15 protein-coding genes are annotated in these 26,256 nt (G+C 63.7%); 9 read left to right on the forward strand and 6 right to left on the reverse strand.

Annotated elements, in window-relative coordinates; translation table 11 throughout:
* Positions 1-17 precede the first annotated feature (17 nt).
* From KHO49_RS18275 to KHO49_RS18290, 4 genes are all read left to right on the forward strand, one after another.
* Positions 18-287 (forward strand): hypothetical protein, encoded by a 270-nt coding sequence (locus KHO49_RS18275; protein ID WP_102881562.1) that lies wholly within the window; start codon positions 18-20, stop codon positions 285-287.
* 162 nt (positions 288-449) lie between these two features.
* Positions 450-1,844: an amidase gene (locus KHO49_RS18280; protein WP_213665580.1), complete on the forward strand. Its 1,395-nt coding sequence runs from the start codon at positions 450-452 to the stop codon at positions 1,842-1,844.
* 87 nt (positions 1,845-1,931) lie between these two features.
* The gene (locus KHO49_RS18285) at positions 1,932-3,281 is read left to right on the forward strand and encodes a citrate-proton symporter (RefSeq protein ID WP_213665581.1); all 1,350 of its coding nucleotides are present in this window, start codon (positions 1,932-1,934) and stop codon (positions 3,279-3,281) included.
* A gap of 116 nt (positions 3,282-3,397) precedes the next feature.
* Positions 3,398-4,756 (forward strand): OprD family outer membrane porin, encoded by a 1,359-nt coding sequence (locus KHO49_RS18290; RefSeq protein ID WP_110596683.1) that lies wholly within the window; start codon positions 3,398-3,400, stop codon positions 4,754-4,756.
* Positions 4,757-5,026: 270 nt separating this feature from the next.
* On the opposite strand, the gene KHO49_RS18295 is transcribed toward KHO49_RS18290, so the two are convergent.
* On the reverse strand, positions 5,027-5,932 hold the full coding sequence (locus KHO49_RS18295; protein WP_102881566.1) for a LysR family transcriptional regulator: 906 nt from the start codon (positions 5,930-5,932) through the stop codon (positions 5,027-5,029).
* 194 nt (positions 5,933-6,126) lie between these two features.
* Here KHO49_RS18295 and KHO49_RS18300 point away from each other — a divergent pair, with 194 nt between their 5' ends.
* Both KHO49_RS18300 and KHO49_RS18305 read left to right on the forward strand, forming a co-directional pair.
* Positions 6,127-6,600, forward strand: coding sequence for a hypothetical protein (locus KHO49_RS18300; protein WP_102881567.1), 474 nt, complete (start codon positions 6,127-6,129; stop codon positions 6,598-6,600).
* Between the two features lie 379 nt (positions 6,601-6,979).
* On the forward strand, positions 6,980-7,606 hold the full coding sequence (locus KHO49_RS18305) for a response regulator transcription factor (protein WP_102881568.1): 627 nt from the start codon (positions 6,980-6,982) through the stop codon (positions 7,604-7,606).
* A gap of 22 nt (positions 7,607-7,628) precedes the next feature.
* On the opposite strand, the gene KHO49_RS18310 is transcribed toward KHO49_RS18305, so the two are convergent.
* The 5 genes from KHO49_RS18310 to KHO49_RS18330 form a co-directional block, all read right to left on the reverse strand.
* Positions 7,629-8,867, reverse strand: a complete 1,239-nt coding sequence (locus KHO49_RS18310; RefSeq protein ID WP_123394509.1) for an EAL domain-containing protein — start codon at positions 8,865-8,867, stop codon at positions 7,629-7,631.
* 151 nt (positions 8,868-9,018) lie between these two features.
* On the reverse strand, positions 9,019-9,270 hold the full coding sequence (locus KHO49_RS18315) for a fimbrial protein (protein ID WP_213665582.1): 252 nt from the start codon (positions 9,268-9,270) through the stop codon (positions 9,019-9,021).
* 443 nt (positions 9,271-9,713) lie between these two features.
* Positions 9,714-9,836: a hypothetical protein gene (locus KHO49_RS31295; protein ID WP_273906224.1), complete on the reverse strand. Its 123-nt coding sequence runs from the start codon at positions 9,834-9,836 to the stop codon at positions 9,714-9,716.
* A 93-nt stretch (positions 9,837-9,929) separates the two neighbouring features.
* Complete coding sequence (locus KHO49_RS18325; protein ID WP_213665583.1) at positions 9,930-10,280, reverse strand: DUF3969 family protein; 351 nt, start codon at positions 10,278-10,280, stop codon at positions 9,930-9,932.
* Between the two features lie 14 nt (positions 10,281-10,294).
* Positions 10,295-21,361 carry a two-partner secretion domain-containing protein gene (locus KHO49_RS18330; RefSeq protein WP_249735682.1) on the reverse strand — a complete coding sequence of 3,689 codons (11,067 nt, stop codon included), beginning with the start codon at positions 21,359-21,361 and terminating at the stop codon, positions 10,295-10,297.
* 368 nt (positions 21,362-21,729) lie between these two features.
* Between KHO49_RS18330 and KHO49_RS18335 the strand changes: the two genes are divergently transcribed.
* The 3 genes from KHO49_RS18335 (at position 21,730) to tssF (ending at position 26,242) form a co-directional block, all read left to right on the forward strand.
* Positions 21,730-22,902, forward strand: a complete 1,173-nt coding sequence (locus KHO49_RS18335) for an SRPBCC family protein (protein WP_213665584.1) — start codon at positions 21,730-21,732, stop codon at positions 22,900-22,902.
* A 25-nt stretch (positions 22,903-22,927) separates the two neighbouring features.
* Entirely contained in the window at positions 22,928-24,031 is a 1,104-nt protein-coding gene (locus KHO49_RS18340; protein ID WP_213665585.1) for an SMP-30/gluconolactonase/LRE family protein, read from the forward strand.
* A gap of 450 nt (positions 24,032-24,481) precedes the next feature.
* The gene (tssF, locus tag KHO49_RS18345; RefSeq protein ID WP_349628970.1) at positions 24,482-26,242 is read left to right on the forward strand and encodes a type VI secretion system baseplate subunit TssF; all 1,761 of its coding nucleotides are present in this window, start codon (positions 24,482-24,484) and stop codon (positions 26,240-26,242) included.
* Positions 26,243-26,256: the final 14 nt, after the last annotated feature.

A 26,256-nucleotide genomic window follows, 5' to 3' on the forward strand; every position in this document is an offset into this window, starting at 1 on the left:
TGAATGGAGTTGGACTCATGAATCGCTACATGCCGATCACCGGCCACGACTGCACCATCCCTTCCCTGCTGATCGATACCCAGGCCCCTGCCGATGTGCTGTACGAAGCGGCCGCCTATCGCATCCGCGCCGTCACTCAACTGCTGGAAAACTTCGCCGCCCGCCCCGACATCCCCGGCGATGCCGTGGTGCTGCAAGAGCTGGCATTGGTTTGCGCCATTCCGCTGCGCGATGGATGCGATGTACTGGATGTGCTGGGCCGCCAGTTGCAAGCACAGCGTCCTTGACCCCGCGCCGGCTTGCCGGCGAAGAGGCAAGGAAACACGCCGCCCCAGTGCTCACAAAAACGCAACACCACACTGCGTCCTTTGTGATGGTTGGGCTAAGGTGCAAGCGCTACAGTCGGGTCATCAGCAACCCGACTGACGCCCGACACAAGGATGCGTTCGATGACTGATTTGCACGATCTATCCACCACCCAGCTGCTGGCGCAATTCGCCAGCCGCACCCTCTCGCCCCTGGACTATTACGAGCACCTGCTGGCCCATATCGGGCGCTGGGAGCCGCATATCCGTGCGCTCTACGCCTTCGATCCGGAGCAGGTACGCCAGCAGGCCCGGGCCGCCACCGAGCGCTGGAACAAGGGCACCCCCAACGGTCCGCTGGACGGGATTCCGGTGACGATCAAGGAGCTGATCGCCACCCAAGGCACGCCGATTCCCCTGGGCAGCGCGGCCACCACATTGAAACCAGCCCTGCAAGACGCGCCACCGGCCGCGCGGATGCGTGAAGCCGGAGCGATCATCCTGGCCAAGACCACGGTGCCGGACTTCGGCATGTTGTCCTCGGGGCTGTCGAGCTTCCACGGCATTACCCGCAACCCCTGGAACACCGCCTGCAATACCGGCGGCTCCAGTTCCGGCGCCGCTGCGGCCGCCGCGGCCGGTTACGGGCCGCTGCACATCGGCACCGACATCGGCGGCTCGGTGCGCCTGCCGGCCGCCTGGTGCGGGCTGGTGGGGTTCAAGCCGACCCTGGGGCGGATTCCCATCGACCCGTATTACACCGGGCGTTGCGCAGGCCCCATGACCCGCAGCGTCGACGACGCGGTGCTGATGATGCGCTACCTGGCCAAGCCCGATGCCCGGGACGCCACCAGCCTGCCGCCCTTGACCAGCGACTGGAGCGATGCGCCGGTGTCGGTCAACGGTTTGAAGATCGGCCTGATGCTGGAACCCGGCGCGGGGCTGCAACCGGAAGGCTTTGTCTGCGCAGCAGTGGAACAGGCCGCGCGGTTGTTCGAAAGCCACGGCGCCCAGGTCCGCAGCCTGGCGCCGATCATGGATCGCGCCCAACTGGACGGCCTGGACCGTTTCTGGCGTGCCCGGCAATGGGCTGAACTCTCGGCCCTGGGTGCCGAGCAGTTCGCCAAGGTGCTGCCCTATATCCGCGACTGGGCAGCGCCGGGGGCCGACCTGTCCGGGGTCGAGGCGGTGCTGGGTTTCAACCAGACCTTCGAGATGCGTCGCCGCGCCGCCCAGGTGTTCAGCGAGTTCGACCTGGTGCTGTCGCCGACCAACCAGGTCAACAGTTTTCCCGCCGAGTGGCCGTCGCCGAGCAACGACCCGCAGCAACCATTCGAGCACATCGTCTTCACCCTGCCCTGGAACATGGGCGAACAACCGGCGCTGTCGATCAACTGCGGTTTCGCCGCCGATGGCCTGCCCATCGGCCTGCAGATGATCGCCCCGCGCTTTGCCGATCAATGGCTGCTGCAAGTGGCCAAGACCTATGAGAGCTGGCGCGGAGCAATCCACAGCTGGCCGAATCCGCCGTCCCACTGACACACCGAAACTGCCACCTTCACCCCAGCCCCGGGCCCCGCCGCCCGGGGCCTGGGCAACCTATGAATAAAAATTCGAGGGGCCAGTATGCACAGCCAAGCGTCCAATCCATCCGCCACACCCGAGCCCGAAACGCCCAACGCGGCGGGGGGCAAGCGCAGCGTGTTCGCGGTGATCCTCGGCAATGCCGTGGAGTTCTTCGATTTCGGGGTCTACGCCACCTTCGCGGTGATGATCGGCCACACCTTCTTTCCCTCCGACAGCGCCTTTGTCAGCCTGATGCTGTCGGTCACCGCCTTCGGCGTCGGCTTTATCGTGCGGCCCCTGGGGGCCGTGCTGATCGGCGCCTACGCCGACCGCGTCGGGCGCAAGCCGGCGATGCTCCTGACCCTGGTGATGATGGCCGTGGGCACCGGCAGCATCGCCATCCTGCCCAGCTACGAGAGCATTGGCATCGCCGCGCCGATCCTGCTGGTAATCACCCGGCTGATCCAGGGCCTGGCCTGGGGCGGCGAGGCCGGCCCCGCCACCACCTACATCCTTGAAGCCGCGCCGCCGCACAAGCGCGGCACCTATGCCTGCTGGCAGGTGGTGGCCCAGGGCGTGGCCGCCATGGCCGCCGGCACCGTGGGCTACACCCTGACCCAGGTGCTGTCGCCCGAAGACCTCAACAGCTGGGGCTGGCGCGTGCCCTTCGTGTTCGGCCTGCTGGTGCTGCCAATCGGCATCTACATTCGCCGCAACCTGGCGGAAACCTTCCACGGCCAGGGCGAAGAGGCCAGCACCGGCAGCCTGGTGCGCCAGGTGTTCGGCGAGCATCGCCGGGCCCTGGTGCTGGGGCTGCTGATTCTGTCGGGCAGCACCATCACCCAGTACTTCATCAACTACATGACCACCTTCGCCCTCACCGAACTGAAACTGCCCACCAGCATCTCCATGCTCTCGACCCTGGTGGCCGGCGCGGCGATGGCGGTGTGCGCGATTGCCGGCGGCATGCTCTGCGACCGCTTCGGCCGCCGCACCATCCTCATGGCGCCAAGAGTGGTGCTGTTGCTGGTGCTGTTCCCGGCCTTGCAATTGATGACCGAGCATCCCAGCCCGGCGACGTTCCTGCTGACCCTGGCGGTGCTCTCCGGCCTGCACGGCATGAGCGGCGCGGCGCTGATCGTGCTGCTGGTGGAGAGTTTTCCCAAGGCGGTGCGCTCCACCGGTTTCTCCATCGTCTACGCCTTTGGCGTGGCGGCCTTCGGCGGCACCGCGCAGATCATCATCACCTGGCTGATCGGCACCACCGGCAACCCGATGTCGCCAGTGGGCTACCTACTGGTGGCCAACCTGGTGTGCCTGACCGCGGCCTGGTTCGCCAAGGAAACCCGCCCGCAAACACCCGGGCGCAGCCACCCCGGCCAACGGCTCGCAGAAGCCCGCGCCCGCTGATCCCGCTTGGCACTGCCCAGCACTCTTTTGCGCCACCGCGTTTTTCTCTACCCTGCCGGCCGCGCACAGCCGCGGTCGGGCGGTGGCTTGACGCCTTTGATTTGTGGGGAAGCAATATGAAACAGCTCGCACTTTGCCTCCTGGCCATGAGCGCCAGCAGCACCCTCCTGGCCCAGGACAACCCGCGCCCGAGCCAGCAGGAACTGGCGCCGGGATTCATCGAGGGCAGCCACCTGGACCTCAACCTGCGCCACTACTATTCCAACCAGCACACCCAGCGCGACACCTACCTGAGCATCAAGAAGCCCGACGGCATCGAGCGCACCCGGGTACGGGAAACCTGGGTACAGACCGGCATGCTCAAGTACAGCTCCGGCTACACCCAGGGCCTGATCGGCTTTGGCGTGGATGCGGCGCTGTTCAGCGCAGTCAACCTGGAACGCGGTCACGGCCGGGTGGCCAACGGTGGCGACCGGGTGCTGGTGGACAGCGACGGCGACGCCCTGCCCACCTGGAGCCGCCTGGGCATCGGCGATGTGCGCCTGCGCCTGTCCAACACCGAGCTCAAGGCCGGGCGCCTGATGACTGACAACCCGGTGCTGCGCTACAAGGACAACCGCGCCCTGCCCTCAAGCTTTCAGGGCGTGGGTCTGTACAGCAATGAAACCGACTGGTTGTCGGTGCAGGCCGGCAGTTTCGACCGGGCCATCCCGCGCACCGGCACCGGCAGCGAGCGCCTGACCACCACCTTCGGCAACCGCGCCTACAGCGGTGAGCGCATCAGCTACCTGGGGGCGACCGTCAAACCCGGCCTGGGCCTGGAAGGCAGCCTCTACGCCTCGCGCTTCGAGAACATGTGGGACCAGTACTACCTGGGCCTGACCCACCGCGCCGGAGACAAAAGCCAGCTGGCGCTGAAGACCGCGTTCAACTACTACCACACCCGGGACCAGGGCCAGCAGCGCCTGGGCTACATCGACAACGACGCCTTGAGTCTGGCGCTGACCGGCAGCCATCAGGCCCACAGCCTGACCCTGGCCTGGCAGCAAGTGTTCGGCAACGAGTACTTCGACTATGTCTGGGAGTCCACCGGCAACTACATGGCCAACTCCCTGTACTCGGACTACAACGGCCCCAATGAAAAGTCCTGGCAGCTGCGCTATGACCTGGATTTTGCCGCCTATGGCGTGCCGGGGCTGAGCGCCAGCCTGTGGCACGCCAAGGGCTGGGGCATCGACGGCACGCACTATGATGGTGATCGCGATGGCCGCAACCGCGGCTACAACGTGCGCGGCCTGGACGGCGCCAAGCACAACGAAAACGGCCTGATGCTGGCGTATGTGGTGCAGTCCGGGCGACTCAAGGACGCGGTGCTGCGCACCATCGTCTACAACCATCGCGCCAGCGGCGGGCAGATCGACGGCAGCTACGACGAATTCCGCCTGGTGGGGAATTTCCCGTTCAACCTGTTCTGAAACACGCTGCAGCGCGAGCCCCCGTGGCCGCTGCCGCGGACGCGGCGTTCTCAAGGCCGCCAGAGGTCATTGACGGGAGATCGCCAAGCAAGGCCCTGCGGGCCTTTGCGCAGCCTCGCCGCAGGCTCGGCAGCGGCTACAGCAACCCCTGGCAACCCTGTAGCCGCTGCCGCAGGCTGCGTACGGCTGCGCAGCAGACGCGGCGATCTCAAGGCCGCCAGCGGCAGCCGGCAGGCGGCCCCCAGGCAACGCGGCCCCTCCTCCAGGCCGTCAATCGACCAGGGCGTAGTGCTGCATCGCACGGGCAAGCATTTCCTGGCATTTCAGGGTGGCCACCGACAAGGGGCGGTTGCGCACCACGCACAGATCCACGCGGATCCGCTCCAGGTGTTCGTCATCGATCGGCACAGCCACCAAGCCATCCCCCAGGTCCCGCGCCTCGGCATCCACCTGGGGCAGGATCAGTACCGCCGCGCGCTGGCGAGCCAGGCTTTTCTGTACCTCCAGGGAACTGGTGGTAAACACTGGCAGGATATTCACCCCACGTTTCTTCGCCGCGCCCTCCAGGGCCTGGCGCACGCCGTAGGCCGAATCGGGAATGGCCAGGGGCTGGCCCTGCAGGTCCTCCAGGCGAATGCTCGGGCACTGGGCAAACGGGTGCTCGGCACTCACCAGCACCCGGTGCCACAGTTGGCAATGGGCGGTCACTTCGACCTCGGCGCGCTCTTGCAGGTAGAAGGCCAGGCCCAGATCGGCCTCGCCGCTGCACAGGGCATCCAGGGTGGCGCCGGCACTGGCGATGACAATGTTGAAGGTGACTTTGGGGTGGGCCCGGTTGAACGCCGCCAGTACCGGCGCCAACACGCTGGAAACGATACTTTCCGACACATGGATGCTGACGTTACCCGCTACCTGGCTCTGCCGGCTGGCGATCACGTCGCGCACCTGATCGAAGCCGCGCAAGGTGGAACTGACCTGCTCGGCCAGGCACTCGCCTTCCACCGTCAGGCGGATGCCCCGAGGGCCGCGCTCGATCAGCGCGGTGCCGAAGAAGTGCTCCAACTGCTCGATCTGCCGGCTCACGGCGGTGGGGGTCACGTACAGCCGCTCCGCCGCCTGGCGCAGGGAGGCACAACGGGCCACCTCGTGAAAATAACGCAACGCTCGTAACTGCATGGTCGCTCGCCCCCATCGCTGAACTGATCCGTGAAACACGCAATTACTGCGCCAGAGCACTTGGAATGCCCCGGCGCCCGCCTACAAAATATTGATCTGCGCGCCCGCCATGCCTACCCTGCTAAACAGCCGATTGCGCAATGGCACACGAACCACTTCCGGCGCCCCTGCCGACCTGTTGCCAAGGATTTTCCATGACTACGCTGCCCCACACTGCACCGCTAGCCCTGCTGCTCGCAGCCCTGACGCTGCTGAGCGCCTGCTCCAGTGTCACCCGCAAGATCGACCCTGAACCCACCATCACCTCCGCCGGCATCCTGGCCTTTCGCGATATCTGCCTGAAGTCCGCTCCGTCTTTCGCCGGTGCTGAAACCGCCGCCCGGTCCTATGGCATCGTTGAGCTTACCGACGCCGGTTTCGCCAAGATGGGCATGGACCAGGATCAAACCCTGGGGGTCCAGGTCCAGGCCAACAAGGAATGTGCGATCACCACCCCGAGCCAGAACGACAGCTCGCTGACCCAGCAGTTCTTGAGCAGCGTCGGCAAGTTTTCCAGCACACCGGTGGCGCAGAGCGTGCCAGCGCGGATCACCCTCGAGGGCCAGACGTTCATCATCATGCACGATCGCCGTGGTGGTGAAGCCTATGTGATGCTCAAGGCGCCGTAATAGCCTGAACGGCGCCCAGGACCTGTCGCCCCGCCATCCTCAGCCCCGAGCGGCTGAGGACACTGCGCAAACTTCCCACTTGAGTACAGCCCTCATAGACTGCGCGCGCGCCCTGGCAAGAAGCGTCTTGGATATTTACCAGTCGCTTCTTGCGCCAATCTTTTGCCCGTTTTTCTGAACTAACATGCTTGCGCTGTTTACCAAGCCTTCACTCTCTTGGGGTTATGCCGCGCTCTTCGCGGACCTGCAAAACATCGTTGACCCCATGCAAAAGAGTCATTGGGCCTATGACTTCCACAATAAAAGCAGTGACTGCCGAGTGACCCATTTTACGCAACGAGCCCTAACAGCTCTGACCAGGGTTTCTTCCGAGGACCCCATGAAAAAAAGACGCGTGCTTATCGTCGACGACCATCCCATCATCTGCGCCGCGGTCAGCGAGCTGCTTGAAGAGAACGGCTACAAGCCCATCGGTGAATCCTCCGACGGCTTCGACGCACTGGACAAGATTCACAAGCTGCGCCCGGACTACATGCTGCTGGACATTTCCCTGGACAACCTGGATGGGCTGTCGGTCCTGCAACGCATTGCAGTGGACCAACTGGAGGTCAAGACCCTGGTATTCACCGCCAGCCGCGCCAGTACCTATGGCGTGCGCTGCATGCAAGCCGGGGCCATGGGCTTCATCAACAAGAGCGCCGGACTGAAGGAACTGGTCAAGGGCCTCGATGCCCTGGCCGACGGCTACTTGTACTTTCCCAAGGAAGTGCTGGAGATGTACCGGGGAACCGGCCACGACCCGAGCGATGCGCTGAGCAACCTGACCAACAAGGAGTTGGTGGTCCTGCAGTTGCTTGCCAACGGCCACACCAACCTGGAGATCGCCACCAAGCTCAACCTGAGCAACAAGACCATCAGCGGTCACAAAATCAACGTGCTGAAAAAGCTTGGGGTGCGGACCACCATCGAACTGGCCACCATCGCCAGGCAATTGAACCTGATATGAGGAGCGCCGGCCCGCTGCGCAGCTAGCCCTGACGAATCAGCCGCAGCGGCGCGTGGCTCGCGTTCAGTACCTGGAGCAGCGCCTGACCCCGCATCGGCTTGTGGAACAGATAGCCCTGGGCCGCATCGACCCCCAGGCGCTGTAAATGCGCGCGTTGTTTCTCCGTCTCGACGCCCTCAGCCACCAGTTCCAGATTGAGCGAACGCGCCAGCCCCACCACCGCCTCGATGATCCGGGTTTCCTTGAGCCCCAGGGCGTTGGCGACAAAACCCGAGTCGAGCTTGATCTGGCCGAAGGGAATACCCGCCAGGCGCATGATCGACGAGTGACCGGTACCGAAATCGTCAAGGGACAGGCGCACACCGCCTTTGACCAGAACGCTGATGTTTTCGATGCTCTGCATGTCCAGAACCAGAGCCTGGCGCTCGGTGATTTCCAGGGTGACCTGCTTCTTGGGCACACCCGCCTCCTCGACCTGCAGCAGCATCTGGGCGGCAAACTCGGGATCAGTCAGCTGGCTGGCCTCAATGTTGTAGGAGAACACCAGGGCATCACCCTGGGTGTGGGCCTGCAGTTGCCGCTGCAGCATCAGGCCCTGTTGCAACAGGCAGTCGAACAGCTGTCGATGGCGCTCCGGGCTGTCGACCAGATCGAGGAACGACTGCGGTCCCAGCACGCCCCTGTGCGGATGCTGCCAACGGGCCAGGACCTCGGCGCCGGTGATACGCCGGGTCTTCAGGCACACCTGGGGCTGGAAATAGGCAACGATCTGTTGCTGTTCCAGCGCCTGGGCAACATCCAGCTGCGCCCTCCAGTCATTGCTGGCAGGGGCGCGCCGATCGGCCGCCAGCCTGCTGCGCGAGTGATTTTTTACCGTGCGCTTGACGGTCAGCGCCTTGAGCAACAAGCCACTGATCTGCACCGTGTCCAGATCGCTGTAGCTGCCGACGCAATACTTGCCGGAACGCACGCGAAAGTTCGCCAGCCCCCAGCGAATGGGCGCTTCCAGGGCTTCGCACTCGATCATCGAGAAGAAACCGTAGTGTTCGCAGAGCCGGCGCAGGTAATAAATGGCCGTCACGGAATGCAGCGAATCGCAGATCACCAGGTCCAGTTCACCCAGTTCCGGTGGGAATTGGGTCCAGTCATTTTCCTGGCTGACTACCTGCACCCGGGCAAAGCCCGAAGCTGCCAATATTCTGGAAAACCGTCGAACGCGAAAAGCGTTCGAACACAGCAGCAGTACGCTCAGCGTCGACATCAAAGCGGCTCCGGAGAAAAAAGCATCCTATCCAAAACAGCTTCAACTGAACTCAGGACACTTCTTAAATTTAGATTGGATATTTCCGATGGTGACCAGTTACTTGCTAAAAGCGGGCAATCGCAGGGGTTAGCGGTAATTGAATATTAAATCAGCACGGACACTTGCCTTGCCCAATAAGGAGAGAGGGAGCATTGGGCGCTGCTGCGCCAATTTTCAGCGACAGGGACGGCGCATTGCCCAAGGACACATTCGTGCCAGCAGCGCCATTGAGATCGCCGACACTCACCAAGCAGGTGCTGGCGGTGATCGAGCCGGTGAAGTTGATTTCGCCGTCTGCCGCCATGGCCTGGGCAGCGATACAGCACACAGCGACAGTCAGGGCGGACTTGATCAATTGCATTGGTTTTTACCTATCTCGAGTTTGACGTTTGCCTTGTTCCTCAAGGCCGGGAAAGCCTACAAACGTTAGCTTGTAAATGAGATAGGACGGCCCTTGGCCTTGACCGAGAAGGCTCTTGATTGCAAACCGCAGGCCCATCAAGACGTTCGGCCTCGAGCCCCCCGAAAGCCTTGGTCCGAGTGGCCTGCAACAACTAAGAAGCCCGCGCCAGTGGCTTTTTTCGGGGCCGAGCCTGTGCTCTTCATACCCGCGCCGCAGGGGCAATCGCGCTGATATTTCCGTGCAACCACTGCCCCCCGACGCCAGCTGTTACTGGCGATGCCAGATCAGGTTGAGACGCCGGACCTTGGCCGCGCCCAGGACAATCTCCAGCGGCGATCCGAGCGCTGGATACTTCGTGGCGCCCCCCCGGCTGTCAGTAACGGCAACCGGGGGCACGTGAATCACTTGGCCACGGCGGGATCAGGATCCTGCTGCGGCAGGAACAAACGCGCGGTCAGCCAGCAGGTCATGGCGGCGGCCAGGAAGATCAGCAACAGCGTCACTAGCGGCGCCAACACGGGCATCAGCAACAGCTCCCCCTCCCCTGACTTCGCCGAGCAAGCGCGGATTGCTGATCAGATGAGCAAGCAGCAACACGAAGTTCAGCAGGCCGAGGGCTAACGGATGACATACAAGTCTTCCCGACGGATCTTTTCACTGGCTCTCCGGGCATAACTGGGATCGCTTTGCAGGATCGATGCAAAACGTTCGGTCAGTTGTTGCACATTGGCCTCCAGGCGATCCGGCCTCAGGCTCTGCACATCCTCCAGTTCGCATGCCTCCATGATCAGACTACAGAGCTCGGGCGATAGCCCCTTGTTCTGCAAAATGCTTGCGGTACGCGGCGTGAACAGGATCCACTCGGCCTCCTCCAGGGAGATGGCCTCGGTGCGTAACGACGTCAACAAGCCAATCGCCAGCGTGCACACCAGCCGGGTGGCCTGTTCAGAGCCCAGAGCTTCAACCATCAACGATATTTCCTTCACCGGGTATTACTCCAACCGTTCTTGGTCTTCACGTTGAAGACCTTGCCACTTTCACTCTGGAAATAGTGCACCGAGACACGTGCACCCGCGTTATCGAAACCATCCTTGTACACCTTGCTCCACTTGCCGGGCTCCACCTTGCGCAAGTCAGCCAGCGCCTCCACGTTCTTGACCGCATTGCGGGTGGTTCCTCCGGCGCGCTCCTTGAAGCCCACGGGGTACTCCGGCGCTTTGCGCAGCGAATCATAGACATGCTTGATGCCGCCGTTCTGGCCGGCCCCGCCGCCAACGATACCGCGCTTGATCCCATCCGCCAGCCCCTTGGCGCCACCGCCCGGAGTGAAGAGTTTTGACCTGGGGTCCGCGGCCTCGAGGATGTAGTCGGCAGCCACCACCCCCAGGGTTCCATACTTGTCCCGCTGAGCGTTGGCAATGTAGCGATTGAGCGCGACCTGATTGTTGCCCATGACAAGATACAGATCGGTCAACTGAGCAAACAGGTCGGGCCGGTCCGATTTGCGCAGGTCGCTCATCCATTGCTGATTGGTCCCTTCCTCGGACCTGAGGCGCTCGAATACCGCCTGGCACAGTGCCGGGTTCTGCTGGCAAAGCTGCGGAAACTCCTTGTTCCGGGTCTCATCCAGATTGCGGTAGTAGTCGCGAATGCCGTCGCATTCGGTTTTCGTCGTACAAGCACTCAGCTTGCGGTCTTTCTCGAGTATTTCCTCGTGGAACAGATAGTTGTAGGCCGTGGCCATCTGGGCAATCTGCGCCCCTTTGTCCAGGTCCTTGCCCACTGCCGCAGCTGCCACCAGACCGGTCAATTGTGACAGCGCCAACTGCAGGTCCTTGTTGCCGTCGGCCACGCTCGCCAGTTGGTTGATCAGGGCCTCGTTCAAACCGGCTGCCGCGGCGCCGGTCTTGAAATCGCCGCCCGTGGCTTCCGCCAGCAGACCGCCCATCAGGGCATGGGCGACGATCTTCTCGAGACCGCCATTGGGGAAGCGGACGTTGTCGCCGACCCAGTTGAACCCCGTCGCCATGGCCACGTTGCCCGCCTCGCCGAGCAAGGCCGCACCAAAGTTGTCGCCAAAACTGCCGCCCCCGATCGCCGTGGAGATGCCGCTGGAGATCAGCGCCCGGCCCGTGGTGCGGGTCACGGTGTCGGCCGCCGTGCTCCAGCGGAAGATGTCCTTGGACGGGTTGGCATTCTGCAAGGTCGAGGCCGTGCTGCCCTCGGTGCCCGGGACTGCGGCACCCGCTCCGGCGCTGTCCGCACCGCCGAACCAGTTGGCATCGGCGTACTCGAAGGCACCGGCGGTGAACCCGGCTATGGCGGCGTTTTTCAGGCTGTCGGCGCTGAAGGTTTCCTTGAGTGCCAAGCCCAGGTTGCCCTTGTTGCTGATGGTGCTGCTGACCCCGGTGGTGGCCAGGCTGCCGGCCACCGCCGCCTGGGGCGCTGCCAGGCCAAGGCCCGCCGGGCCCATGGCCAGGGACATCAGAATCGCGACCACCAGCTTGGCCCCCGCGCCGAGGCCCGAGGAGTCGTATTTGAAGCTTTCGTGGATTTCCTTGACCTGGCGCCAGTCGATATCCCCACGCGCCTGGGCGTCCTTCATCCACGCCAGGCCCGGATCGGCCTGAACCATGGCATCGATGGTCTGGCTGACCGTCTGCTGGTCGACCTGGCGGATATCGATGCGCATGCCATCGGCCGCCTTGATCAGCAGATTGCCCTGGGCCACCAGGGTGCTCTGGCGCAGGGTTTCATCGGTGCGGCCCTTGCCCTTCATCGAGTACCAGGAGAGATCGCTCTTGCTCTTGGTATGGGTCTCGTCATGCAGGTCCTTGACCCCCTCGAAGGTGATCGCGCCGCCACTGTCCAGGGTCAGGTCCTTGGCGCTTTCCAGCTTGGCCACCTGGTACTTCTGGTCGCCGCCGCTCTTGAGGGTCAGGTCGCCGCCAGTGCTGATCTGGCTGCCAACGTGGGTGACCTGGGTCACCTCGTCGTGGCGCGCTTTCTTGCGCCCCCAACTGCCCTTCTTCTTCATGTCGTACAGCGAGTAGTCGCTGTCCTGGGCGGCCAGCAGTTCCAGGTCGTCACCGGCCACCAGGTAGGCTTCGTTGCCGGCGCTGATGCGACTGGAGATCAGGCTCAGGTCCTTGCCCGCACTGAGCACCACATCGGCCCCGGCAGTGAGAGAAGTGCCGACCTGACGCTCATGATCTTCCTGGCGGGTGACCTTCTTGGTCTTGGAGTAGCTGTGCTGCTCATCCGCGGCCGAGGCCAGGGTCATGTCCCCCACGGCATCCATGGCGATGGTCCGCTTGGCCTCGATCTGGCTGGCGACTGCCGTCAGGTCGCGTCCGGCGCTGACTGCGATGTCACGCCCGGCACTGACGCTGGAACCATGCTGAGTGACGCTTTCGTTCAAGTAACGATCGCGGGTGATTTTGTCGTGCTCCCGGGCCGACGTCAGGTTGACGTCGCGCCCCGCCACCAGGGCGATGTCGGCACCACTGCTGAGCACCCCGCCGACGTTATTGATATCGCGGCCCGCCTGCACACTCAGGTTATTGCCGGCCTCGATCCGCGCCGCGTTGTTGGCGTAGTCCAGGCGCTGGGTGGTGCTCCCAGGGTTACTCTGGAACGTGCTGATGCTGCGCTCGTTGATCACGTCCCCGCCCAGGGCGCGGACCGTCACATCGCGCCCGGCAATGATGCCGCCCGCGCGGTTGACCAGATTGTCCCCGGCCAGCAGGTTGAGGCGCTCGCCGGCCTCGATCAGGCCACCATTGACCAGGTTGTTGCCGGTGGTCGCACTCAGGTTCTCACTGGCACGCAAAGTCCCGGAGTTGACCAGGTCCTTGCCGGCGATCAGGGTCACGTCCCGGCCCTGGACCAGGGCGCCGTTGGCCGCCAGGCGGTTGTTGGCGTTGGCCAGGTACAGCACCGGCACCAGCACCTTCTCGCCGTTCACCTCCTGCTCTTCGAGCCAGACGATGTCGTGGGTCAGGGCCGCCACTTGCTGGGAGGTCAGGGTCACGCCCACCGCGAGGTTGAGCGAGTCCTTGCTGGCGATGGCGTTGTTCATCAGGTACTTGAACATGCCCTCGTCGCTGTTCTGGCCATCGAGGAACCGCTGGCCGGTGCGCGCCGTCACTGCCTGCTGGATCAGCCGCTGCTCATAGAAGCCGTCACCCAGGCGCTTGGCACTCTGGTCCGGGTCATACCCGAGGTTGGACAGCAGATAGTCGGAGCTCATGAACTGCTTGAGGTCGGTGAGCAGCGGGTTGGTTTCGATCAGGTATTTGTGGGGATTGCTGCGCACGCTGCTGTCCGGCAGGCCCTGGACCCGGCTGACGCTCTGGTTGCCGGTGCCGCCCACGGGCAGCACGCCCAGCGGCGAGTCCGCCGCCGTCGCGCTGACCTGGACCGCTGCGGTGCGGCCATCGACGCCGGTGGCCTGGTGATCCTGCAGATTCAGCTCACGGGCGCCCAGGGCCACCTGCGGCAGCGGTTGACTGCTCAGGTCCCGAGGGCGGATCGGCTCCGGCCCGGCCTGACGCGAGGTCAGTTCCAGGCTGGCGCCGCCCATGTTCCAGCTTTGCGCCGGGCCCGCAGGCTGCGCGGTGCCCCCCTGCCCACTCAAGCGAAACAGCCCGTTCTGCCCCGAAGGCAGGCTGAAGTTCGGCAGGCTCAGGGGATTGACCTGCTGCTGCGCCAGGTCCGGCGGCAGCTGGGAGTTGAGCACCACCATCAGCGGCTTGCTCGCCGCCCCCACGCCGGTGTCCCGGGCGCGATCGCCCACGGAAATGGCGCTCTTGATCACGCTGATGTTGCTGATGTCGTTGGCCGCCGTGAGCCGGGCCTTGCCGCCGGCCTGGATGATGGCCGGCGCGGAGGATGAACTCAGGGTCGAGGTCTCTACCGGCCGGTCGATGCCATAGAAGATCCCCGGGTTGAACTTGGCCACCAGGGCCGCGAAATCCTGCTGGTTGAAGGCACTGCCCTGGGGATGCGCCCGATCATAGGCCTGCACGTCACGGGCCAGCTGGAAGAACAGCCCGCGCTTGATCTTGACCCCAGCACCGACTTCATAGCCGGAAGAACCGGATGCCACCAAGGAGGCCTGGTTGGTGATAGAGCCGCTGGTGATGGTCAGGTCATTGCCTGCCGAGACGGTGCTGTAGCGGTTGAGGAAACTGCTGCTGTTGACCGTCAGGTTACCCCCCGCATTCAGGGTCGACTGCGGCGAGTCGCTTGTCACCACGCCTTCCACCGTCCGGTAGATAAACACCGGCCCCCGGACCCAACTGGCGCCGCCGCCACAGTGCTGGGCGCAGCGGATGGTCATGCGGCCATCGGTGATCTGCTGGCTGGCCTCGTATTTTTCACGATCGTTGACCAGATCCAGGGCAGCAATATTGATATCGCCACCGCTCTGGATGTTGCCGGAGATGTTCTTCAGGCTTTGGGCCGAGGTGCCGGCCGCCATGCCGGCCACGGTCAGGCCGCCCAGGCTGTAGAACTCGCCATAGCTGTTGGTCAGGGTGTTGACGTTGAGGCTGGCGTTCTGGCCGCTGAAGACAAATCCATGGTCGTTGACCAGGGTCGGGGTGGTCAGGCTCAGGCCCTGGGCGCCGCCCAGGGTGCCGGTGTTGAGCACGCCGCCGGCATTCACCGTGAGTGTGGCGTTGGAAGTCAGGCGCCCGGCATTAACCAGTTGCCCGCCGATGTTGACCCGGGTATCAGCGCCGCCGGCGATGCTGCCGGCACTGCCCAGGTTCACCTGGGCAGCAGCGAAGGTCATGTCGCCCAGGCTGGACACCCGGCCATTGCCGGAATAGGTGCCGCCGATCTGCAGGTCCAGGCTGCCATCGCTGGCCAGCAACCCGTCGTTGCTCCAGTTGCCGCCCCGGGCCTGCAAGTGCTGGCTGGCCAGCAGTTGGCCGCTGGCGGTCTGGGCGAATTGGTTGACGTTGAGGTTCAGGCGTCCGGCCTGGATCACGCTGCTGTTGGTCCAGCTGTCGGCAGTGAGGGTCAGGCCGCCACGGGTGATCAGGCTGCCGCCGGCATTGATCACATTGCCGGTGGCGATATCGAAGTTGCCTTCTCCCAGGTGCAGCAGGCTGCCGCCCTGATTGAGGAAACCCGACGCCGCCAGGGTCAGGTCGGTGTTGGCGGTTTCCAGCAGGCCGTTGCGGTTGTCGAACTGGCCACCGATCTGCAGTTCGGTCTTGCCCCCGGTCGCCAGGGCCCGCAGCTTGCCGCCCTGGTTGTCGAGGCTGGCGCCCCGCAGGGCCAGGCTCTCGCGGCTTTCAATCAGGCCGCCACGGTTGTTCACTGGCCCCTTGAAGTCCAGGTCGATGTGCTGGCCGTTGATCTGCCCCACACCGTTGTTCAACGAGTGGCCGCTGGCCTTGACTCGCCCGCTGGCGTACAGCCCGCCGTTGCTGTTATCCACCCCCGCGCCACCGGTATCGAGCAGCAGGTCGCCGCCCTTGGCCGCCATGCGCCCGCCACCGTTATCGATCCCGGCCAGGGCCTGCAGGTCCAGGCTCCGAGCCTCGACCTGGCCGCCATGGTTATTCAGTTGCCCCCTGACACGTGCCTCAAGCAGCCCCTTGAGGCTCGACAGCACCCCGCCGCGGCTGTCCAGGTTGGCGCCCTGGATACGCAGGTCGCCGTCTTCGGCGATCAGCTTGCCGCCCTGGTTGTCGATGGCCCCGGTCATGGCCAGGGTCTGGGCCTTGGCGCTCTGGATCGCTCCCTGGGCATTGTTCAGGCTGCCGGCATTGAGACTCAAACCGGCATCGCGGCTATAGATCAGGCCATCACCCTGGTTGCTCAATTGGCCAGTGGTGGTGACTTGCAGCGCACCGTTGGCGGCCAGGGTGCCGCGATTGCTGTTGTCCAGGCTGGCGCTGAACAGGGTCATCAGGTTCTGGCTGATCAGTTGCCCGCCCTGGTTGTCGATCCGGCTCGAACGCTTGAGCAGCAGCGGACCACTGGCAGCCAGCTGGCCCTGGGCATTGACCAGGGCGCCCAGCAGGTCGAGGGTCACCGCGCCTTCGCTGCGCAGGTTGCCACCCTGGTTGTTCAGGCTGTTGCCGGTGAAGCTCAGGGCACCCGCGGCGCTGAGGCGGCCGCCCTGGTTGTCCAGGTCGCCGGCGGCGATGTCGAGGCTGGCGCTGCTTTCAATCAGCCCACCCCGGGCGTTGTTCAAACCGCCACTGCCGAGGATCAGTTGCTGCTCGCCCTTGCTGGTGACGATGCCCTTGTCGCTGTTGTCCAGGCTGGCGGCCTTGAGGGTCAGCCGACCCTGGCTGGCCAGCCCGCCTTGCGCACTGTTGAGCAAGGCGCCACTGAGGTCGATATTCAGCTCCCCCAGCAGGCTCGACAGGGTGCCCTGCTGGCGGTTGTCCAGGCTGCCACCGCTGAGGTTGAGCCCCTGCCAGCCGGAGACCAGCCCCTGCTGGTTGGTCAGCTGCGCAGCCTCGACCCCTAGCTGCTGCTGGCTGATCAGCGTGCCGGCGCTGTTGTCCAGGTTGCGCCCGGCCAGGTTGAAGCCCTGGGCGCTGGAGATTTCACCTTCGCGGTTCTGCAGGTCCCGCAGGTGGGCGATGCTCAGCACGCCCTGGGTGTTGATCAGGCCCTGGCGGTTGTCCAGGTCCGAGGTCTGTGGTCCGAGGTCGATGCTCAATCCCGTGCCACCCAACAGCTTGCCGCCCTGATTGCCCAGGCCCTTGGCGCTGAGTTGCAAGTGCCCGGCGGACTGGATCAGCCCTTGGTTGTGCAGCGGACCGGCGACCCTCAGGCCCAGGTCGTGGTCGCTGAGTAGCGAGCCGCTGTTGTCCAGGCTGCCAGCATCGATCTGCAGGGCGGCAGCGGCAATCTTGCCCTTGAGCGCGGTCAGTGCGCCGTCGATACGCAGGGTCAGCACCTGATGGCTGAGCAGTTGCCCGGCGCTGTTGTCCAGGCTTTGCGCCGCCAGCTCGAAGGCCTGCTCGCTGGAGATTTCACCCTGGCGGTTGTTCACCGTGCCCAGGTTGCTCAGCACCAGTGGACCGGGGGCGTTGATGAAGCCGCCCTGGTTGTTCAGCGTGCCGTGATTGAGGTCCAGGCTCAGGGCGGTCTTGCTGAACAGCTTGCCGCCTTGCTGCTGCAGGCCACTGACCGAGGCCTGCAAGGCCTTGGCGCTGCCGATGCTGCCCTGGTCGTTGTTGACCTGGGTCGCGGTCAGGTTCAGTGCATCACCGCTGTTGAGATTGCCGCCCTGGCTGTTGTCCAGTTCGCCCGTCTCCAGTGCCAGCTTGGCCTTGCTGCTGATAACGCCCTGCTGCTGGTTGTCCAGGCGCGCGCTGGACAGGGTCAGCGCAGCGTCGCTCAGCAGCTTGCCGCCGCGGTTGTCCAGGGCCTCCCGGGCGCTGATCTGCAGGGCGCCCGCGCTGGACAGACTGCCCTGGCGATTGCCGAGGTTGCGCACCTGGATGTCCAGGCCGCCTTCGCTGCTGATGCGGCCTTGATGGTTGTCGAGGTCGCCGGCAAGCGCCAGGTCCAGGCGCTGCAGCCCCACCAGATCCCCGCCCTGGTTGTCCAGGCTCGTGCCGTTGAGGCTCAGGCCCTGGTCCGCGCTAATCAGCCCCAGGCTCTGGTTGATGACCTGGGCCACGGTCAGCGTCAGGTCGCCGCTGGCCAGTACCCGCCCGGCAGCACTGTTGTCCAGGCGCTCGCCGACCAGGCCGATCTGCTGGCTGGACAGCTCACCGCCACGGTTGTCCAGTTGCCCGATGTTCAGGTCAAGCTGCCGGGTCGCCCCCAGCAGGCCGTCCTGGCGGTTATCCAGGGTGCCGGCCTTGAGAGTCAGTTGGGTGTCGGCCAGGATCACTCCGCCCTGGTTGTCGGCCGCCTCGGTGACCTGCAACTGCAGGTCGCCACGGCTGTGCAGCTCACCCTCACGGTTGTCCAGGCGGGTGCTGCGGCTGTCCAGCGCCGCTGCCGCCATCAGGCCCTTGACGTTGACCAGGGCCTGTTCAATGCGCAGGGTCAGCGCCTGGTTGCTCAGGACCTTGCCGCCACTGTTGTCCAGTTGCCGCGCGTTCAGGTTGAAGGCCTTGGCCCCGGAGATCTCGCCACCGCGGTTGTCCACCTGATCGAGGTTGCGCAACAGCAGTTGCCCGGGGGTGTGAAGATTGCCGCCCTGGTTGTTCAACTGTCCGTGATTGAGGTCCAGGGTCAGGTCAGCATTGCTGAACAGCTCGCCGCCCTGCTGATCCAGACCGCTGACACTGGCGCTCAGTACCTGATCGCTGCCGATCCGACCCTGGTGGTTCGTCAGTTGTGCGGTGGTCAGGCGCAACTGCCCGGCGCTGGTGAAGCTGCCGCCCTGGCTGTTGTCGAAGTCCCCGGTGCTCAGGCGCGCGTCGGCCTTGGCGCTGATCACACCCTTGGCGCTGTTGTTCAGGCTGGCGCTGTCCAGGGCCAGGCCTTGCTCGGCGACGATGGCGCCAGCCTGGTTGAGCAGCGCCCCGCTGCTGTCGATGCTCAGGGCCTGGGCGCCGGTCAGGCGGCCGCCCCGGTTGTCCAGGCTGCCCACCTTGAGGGTTAGCAGGTCTTCGCCGCTGATCAGGCCTCGCTGGTTGTCCAGGGCTGCGCTCAGGGTCAGCAGCAAGGGCTGCTGACTCACCAGCTGGCCGCCGCTGTTGTCCAGGCTACTGCCGCTGAGATTCAGACCCTGCTTGCTGAACAGTAGCCCCTGGTTCTGGTTGATCACCCGGGCCACCTTGAGCAACAGGCGATCATCGGCCAGGACCTTGCCGCCGTCGCTGTTGTTCAGCCCCTGGCCGTTGATCTGCAGCTCGCCCCGGCCCGACAGCGCACCGCCACGGTTGTCCACCTCAGCGACGTCCAGGGTCAGGGACTTGAGGGACGCCACCAGGCCTTTGTCGCGGTTGTCCAGGTGCTGGCCTGTAAGGTGCAGGTCACCTTCGGCCACCAGTTCGCCGCCCTGCTGGCGCAGGCTGTCGACCTGGGCCTGCAGGTCGCTCTTGCTGGCTATCCGGCCGCCGTTGTTAAGCACTTCCCGGGTCTTGAGCTCCAGGCCGGAGGTGGCACTGAGCAGGCCGCCGCTGTTGTCCAGCCGGCGACCTTCTACCGTCACCGCGGCCTGGCTTTCCAGGCGGCCCTTGTCCCGGTTGTCCAGCTCGCGGCTCAGCAGGTTCAGGGCCTGGTCCGCCCGCATCACCCCGCCGCGGTTGTCCGCCGTCTCGCCACTGACCTGCAAGGTGTCGCCGGTGGAAATCCTGCCCTTGCGGTTATCCAGATGCCCGGCCTGTACCTCAACGACTCCGGTGGCCTGGATCAGTCCCTTGTCCTGATTGTCGAGACGCCCGGCGACCTCGGCACTGAGGCGCCCCTCGCTGCGCAGATTGCCGGCCTTGCTGTTGTCCAGGGCCCCCGCACGCACCTTTAGCTGGTGCTCCGCCCCCAGGGCCCCGCCCTGGTTGCTGATCTTCCCGCTGGCGCTGATGTCCAGGGTGTCGCCCGCCATCACCAGCCCGGCGACGTTGTCCAGCGAGGTCACTTGCAGGGTGAGTTGGGTCAGGCTGCTCAGCTCACCCTGGTCATTGCCCAGGTGGCCGACATGGGCCTTGAGCTCGCCATCACTGGTGATCAAGGCGTTGTGATTCAGCAGTTGCCCGGCTTGCAGCACCAACGCATCGCTACTGAGCACCCGGCCCTGATTCTGGTTGTCCAGGGTGCCGGCACCGAGCGTCACCTGACGTTGCCCGCTCAAGGTCCCGCCCCGATTGTCCAGGGTCTGGGCGGTAGTGATCGTCAGATCGCGGCTGGCGACGATGCTCTTGCCGCGGTTGTCCAGATTCTGGGCAGTAAGGGTGATGTCCGCGTCGGGGTTGCGGCTGTTGTCGGCATTGACCCCGGCCTCGATGATGCCCTGGTTGGTCAACTGGCCACCGCTGTCGAGGCTGATGCGGTCCCGGGCGGCGAGGGTTTTCTGGCTGCTCAGGTCGCCCCGGGTCTGCACCTTGAGCTCGCTGCCGGCGTAGACCGCGCCCTGGGCATCGAGGCTGCCGGCCTTGATCGCCACCGCGCCCTTTTCGGCGGTGGCGTCAGCCATGCGCAACTGGCCGTCGGCATCCAGCTGAATATCGCCGCCGCTGGCGATCAATTTGCCGTCGAGCTTGACCCCGACCCCGGCCTCGGTGCCCACCAGCTTGATGGCCCCGGCGTACATGCCGCCCAGGGCGGATGAGTCGATGGCCAGTTGCGGTGCACCCGCCGGGTTGGCGGTACGGGCCGTGGCGTTCAAGGTCTTGGCGTCAACGTCGTTGGCCCCGGCGATCACCGCCAGGTGCTGGGCCTGGATCTCGGCGTTGATTTTCGCGCTGCGGGTGATGATTTCGAACTGGTCGATATTGCTCGCGTTGAGCCCCGCGCCTTCAATGGCGACGCTGCCCTGGTCCACCTGGTAACGCTGGAGCTGGCCGTTCTCGATCACCGGCTTGCCGGTGGTCAGGGTGGCTTTCGGGGTGTTGATGAAGCCGCAGCCGTTGCAGCTGACGCCGTAGGGGTTGGCAACGATGACATGGGCCGATTGCCCGGCCACTTCGGTGTAGCCCTTGAGCTGGCTGGGGCTGCCGCCATTGACCTCATTGAGGATCACATTGGCCGCGCGGCCCCCCAAATTGGCGTTGCCGAGGATGATCCCCCCCAGTTGGGTGGCCTGGGTACGGTTGGTGGCGTTGTTGAGGATCACGCCCTGCTGGCCGACGTTGTAATCGCTGAACGTGTTATGGGACAGACCGCTGCCATTGGGCGCGGCAATGTTGACGATGGGCACGCCATTGCCGGCCTGACCCAGTGTGGTGCCGCTGCCGTTGACCACGATGCCGTCGGCCATCACCACCAGCGGCTGCCAGAACATCATGTTGGCGAGAATGAATGCCAGGCTGCGCTTGGAAAAGCCGCAGAAAGAGTCACGCGATTGCAGGGCAGCCGAAGGCTGGCGGGCCATAAAGGCGAGTTGGCGAACGTCCATGTCAGTCTCTCAACAATGCAGGAGCAAAAAACCCCAAAGGCCTTCATCCCGAAGGCCCACGGCGAGCGATAATTGATTTCGCGAGGCAAGATCGAACTGGTAATCCATCGATCCGCAGCAGAGAAAAGCGGGTCAAAAGAAACAGAACATCAGCAAAAGTGATATCAATTTGATGGCAAAATACTAAATAGCCACTATTCTGGCGTCAATCTTTCATTCACCCCGCTACCGCCTCGCCCCCCTTTCCCGCGCCGCTTTTCACCGCCGGTTCGGCTTGATGAATACCGCTCAATCCCACTGTCCATTGGCTGGATAAAGGGTCGACGGCTACGCTGCTGCCCACAAGAACAACAACGGGAAACAGCGCTGTGCGAACCACCACCCAACACTTTCGCGAGCAGTATCGAGCCGCGGTCAGTCCGCGCTACAACCCCTGGCTGCATGGCGGCTTCGTCCTCGCCTACGGCGCGCTGTGCATTGCGGTGCTGTGCAGCACCCTGGAGCGGGTGCAGCCCCTGGAATGGCTGGCGGTGCCGGTGTCGCTGCTGTTCTTCAACCTGTGCATCTACGTGGTGCATCGCTGGCTGGGGCATCACAAGCAGCCTTTCGCACGGCTGTTCTATGCCCGGCATACCGGCGACCACCACAGTTTCTTCACCCCGGGACTGATGACCTATGAAGGCCGCAAAGACTGGCGGGTGATCCTGTTTCCGGCCTGGCTGATCGTGGTTCACAGCCTGCTGTTCGCCCTGCCGCTGTGGGCGCTGCTGCGCCTGTGGAACGGCAACATCGCGGCGCTGTTCGCCACTTGCACCTTGGTCGGCTACCTGGCCTATGAAGTTTTCCATGCTTGTGAGCACTTGCCCGCCAGCCATCCCCTGGCGCGCCTGCCCTGGGTGCGGCAGATGCGCCGCCTGCACGAACTGCATCACCGCCGAGAACTGATGCAAGAGCGCAACTTCAACATCGTCCTGCCGCTGATGGACTGGCTGTTCGGCACCTTGCACTGGCAACCGGAAGAAGTACCGGCACCCGCTCCCTTTCCAGACGAGTCCACGCCCATGACCCGCATGCAGCATCAGATCGAGATCCCCCGCAGTGCTGTCGCCACCCTGGCCTACGCCGCCAGCCCACGCTGCTGGCCACAATGGCATCCATCCTCTCTCAAAGTGTTGGGTGACGATGGCCCCCTGTTCGCCGGGCAGGGTTTCGAGGAAGACATCCATGCCGGCGGACGCAGCGGCCACCTGAGCTGGCAGGTCCGGGAGTACCTGCCGGGGCACCGCTGGCGTGCCACCGCCCGGGGCGATCATGGCCTGGAGCTGCAAGTGACCTATGAGTGCCAAGCGCTGACGGGCGAACGCACGCGCTTTGTGCGGACCCTGGAATACCGCTTCGACAACCTGCTGATGCGCCTGGGCAATCAGCTGTTATTCAAACGACGGATAGAGCGAGAATCCGCCGCGTCATTGCTGGCATTGTGCGAGACGGCCCAACAGGCCATCCCGCTGACAACCACCCCGGCCAGCAGCCCATCCTGAAGCCGACCCTGACAGGAGTCCTTGCATGAATCAGATTGCCCCCCGACGTTTTTCCCCCGGCCGCCTCCTCCTGCTGCTGGTGGTCGCGATCCTGGCGTTCCTGCTACTGGCACCGACCCGGGTCCAGCCGGTGGCCTGGACCCCGGCCCCCGCCCCCTCACTGAGCCAGGGCACCTATGCCGAGAACCACAAGCTCAAGGCGGTGCAGCCCGTGGGCGCCCGGGACATCGACGGGCCCGAGGCCCTGCTTCTGGAGAAGGACCAACTGATCACCGGCCTGCATGACGGTCGGGTGATCCAAACCAGCCTCGACGGCAGCGCCCTCAAGGTGCTGGCCAACACCGGCGGCCGGCCGCTGGGCCTGGCCCGGCATCCGGATGGACGCCTGATCATCGCTGATGCCATCAAGGGCCTGCTGGCCCTGGACCCGCAAGGCCAGTTGCAGACCCTGAGCACCGAAGCCAATGGCCTGAAATTCGGTTTCACCGACGACGTGGCGGTGGACGCCGCCGGGCGCTATGCCTATTTCAGCGACGCCAGCAGCCGCTGGGGTTATGGCCACGACGGCGAGGCGGTGATCGAGCATGGCGGCGACGGCCGCCTGTTGCGCTACGACTTCCAGAGCGGCACCACCGAGGTGCTGCTGGAAGGCCTGGAATTTGCCAACGGCATTGCCCTGGGACCGGACGAGGCGTTTGTCCTGGTCAATGAAACCGGGGCCTACCGCATCAGTCGTTACTGGCTCAAGGGCGACAAGGCCGGCAGCCATGACCTGTTCATCGACAACCTGCCGGGGCTGCCGGACAACCTCAGTTTCAATGGCCGGGAGCGCTTCTGGGTGGCCCTGTATGCGCCGCGCAATGCCCTGCTCGATGGCACCGCGGCCTATCCCCTGGTGCGCAAGATGCTGGTACGGGCCATGACCGTGCTACCCAAGCCGGTGGAAAAGCGCGGCTTTGTCCTGGGACTGGATACCCAGGGCCGGGTGATTGCCAACCTGCAGGATGGCAGCAGCGGCAACTACTCGCCGATCACCACGGTGCGCGAATATGGAGACGACTTGTACCTGGGCTCCTTGAGTGCCAGCCATATGGCGCGGCTGCCATTGAAGGAGGCGCTGGCGCCTTGAGGGGATGAGAGCGGTGCGCTGTAGCGTGCAATGGGGACAGCGCGGCGGACGTCAGGGCGGCTATGCCGTCCAGCGGGAGCAAGCTCCCTTGCCACAACAAGCCTCCTTGCTACAGCGAACAGCCGCTGCTCACTATCCAAATCCATGAAATTTCACGGAACGCGTTGCCAGTGGAGACCTGAATAAGTGCGCTTTTTTGTAGGAGGTGAAACCTGTTCCCTATCACAGGGCCAGAGGCCTTACATGGTGACTTTTAGACGAGTGCAGTTTCACCCTCCCGCATAGAAATCAAACCAGAACCCACCTAAGTAAGTTTCGGATTTCTCCTATATCGACCAACCGTGGGTTAAGTACAGCCTGTCTTCGATTACGCAGCTTTTTGATTCTGGGTCCACAACTCATTCAGATCGATAGACGTATCCAGGTATAGGTCCCAGGGAGGGGCAGTCAGTGCCGCTAAAGGATTCATTCCTCAAGGAAATGGACAGCCTGCGTCGATTCGGCCGGACGTTGGTCGCCAGGAATCCAGCGCTTGCTCCCTTCCTCAGCACCAGGGGCGTCGACACAGATGTCGAGCGCCTGATTGAAGGTTTCTCCTTTCTCGCTGCACGCCTGCACCTGACCCTTGATGCCCCTCTCCCGGAGCTGACCCACCCGCTGCTACAGCGGATATGGCCTCACTATCTGCGCCCTTTCCCCAGCACAACCCTGGTGCGCTTTAACCCGGTCGAGGGGGCGCTCGACCAACGACACATCATTCCCAAAGGGACACGCCTGATGTCCCGACCGATCCGTGACGTTCAGTGCGAATTTCGTACCTGCAAGGACTTGATTCTGTATCCACTGCGCATTGATCAGGTCAGGGAGACTCACTCACACGATCACTCACTCTTGCATATTGACCTGGTACCAAACGGCAAGCTGAGCCTGGGCGATTTCAACTGCGATCAACTGGAGTTCCAGTTTACGGGGGACAAGGCCACGGCACTGCAGGTGTATTTGTGGCTGGCCAGGTATCTGAGCGAGATTCGCGTGGAATTCAACGGCAGGGCCACCAGCGTCACAGCACAGCATGTCGAGTTTCCCGGCTTTGCTCCTGACGACGCCCTGTTGCCCGCACCAGACGCAAGCCTCGACGGCTATCGCATCCTCCAGGACTACTTCACCTTTCCCGAACGCTTCCTCTGTTTTCGGTTGATCAACCTGAAAAACCTATGGCCTGCCGAACAGACCGAGCAAGTTCGCTTTGAGTTTCGTTTCAATCGACCGATGCCGACTGATCTGAATCTGAACATTGATGACCTGGCCCTGTACTGCGTACCCGCCATCAATTTATTCCAGCACGATGCTATCCCCCTGGCATTAGGCGAATTGGATCGGGAGCAACTCGTCCAACCAGCGGATCTGCCGGAGGATGCATGCGAAATTTTCAGTATCGATCAAGCCCAGGGGATGCAGCGCGAACACGACGCCGAGGACGATATGCCGGTCTACCTGTTCCAGGCTTTTCACGATATTTCCCGCGATGAAAAGCGTGACAAGGTCGATCTTTACTACCAGGAACGTATCGAGTCCGATCTGGTCTCCCAGCAGGCACTGCACTACGTGGCTTTCGTTCATGGCGACGGTCGTCCTTACCACGCCGAGACTGAAATTGCCTCGCTGACACTGACTTGCACCAACAACAACCTGCCAGCGGCACTGGGTATTGGCGACATCTGTTTGCCCACCAGCGAAACGCCGGTGATCGCAAACTTCAGCAACATCACTGCGCCCACCCCCACCTACAGGCCAGTGCTCGATGGTCAGCAGCAGTGGCAACTGATCTCCAATTTCGCCCTCAATCAGCAGTCACTGGCCGACAGTGCTCCGATGCGCGAAGTCCTCGAAGCCTACGACCTTTGCTCTGGGCACAACATTGAACACGCCCGTCAGCTCAAAGGGCGGCTGCACAGCATTGGCCCCGTCAACACCCAGACCATCGACCGGTTGATTCGCGGAAACCCTGTGCGGGGCTACAAGACTGTGTTGCACATGGACCCGACAGGCTTTGCCGGGGACGGCGACCTTTTTCTGTTCGCCACGGTGCTCAGCCACTTCTTCGCCATGTACGCCAGCAAACACTCCTTTCACCTATTGAAAGTCATCAATAGCCGTAGCAAGGAAGCTTACGAATGGCCAATGCGCACCGGCAAACAGCCGACGCTCTAGCCAGGGAGGAATCT

The sequence above is a fragment of the Pseudomonas sp. RC4D1 genome (genome assembly GCF_018390395.1).
GTDB lineage: Bacteria > Pseudomonadota > Gammaproteobacteria > Pseudomonadales > Pseudomonadaceae > Aquipseudomonas > Aquipseudomonas danubii.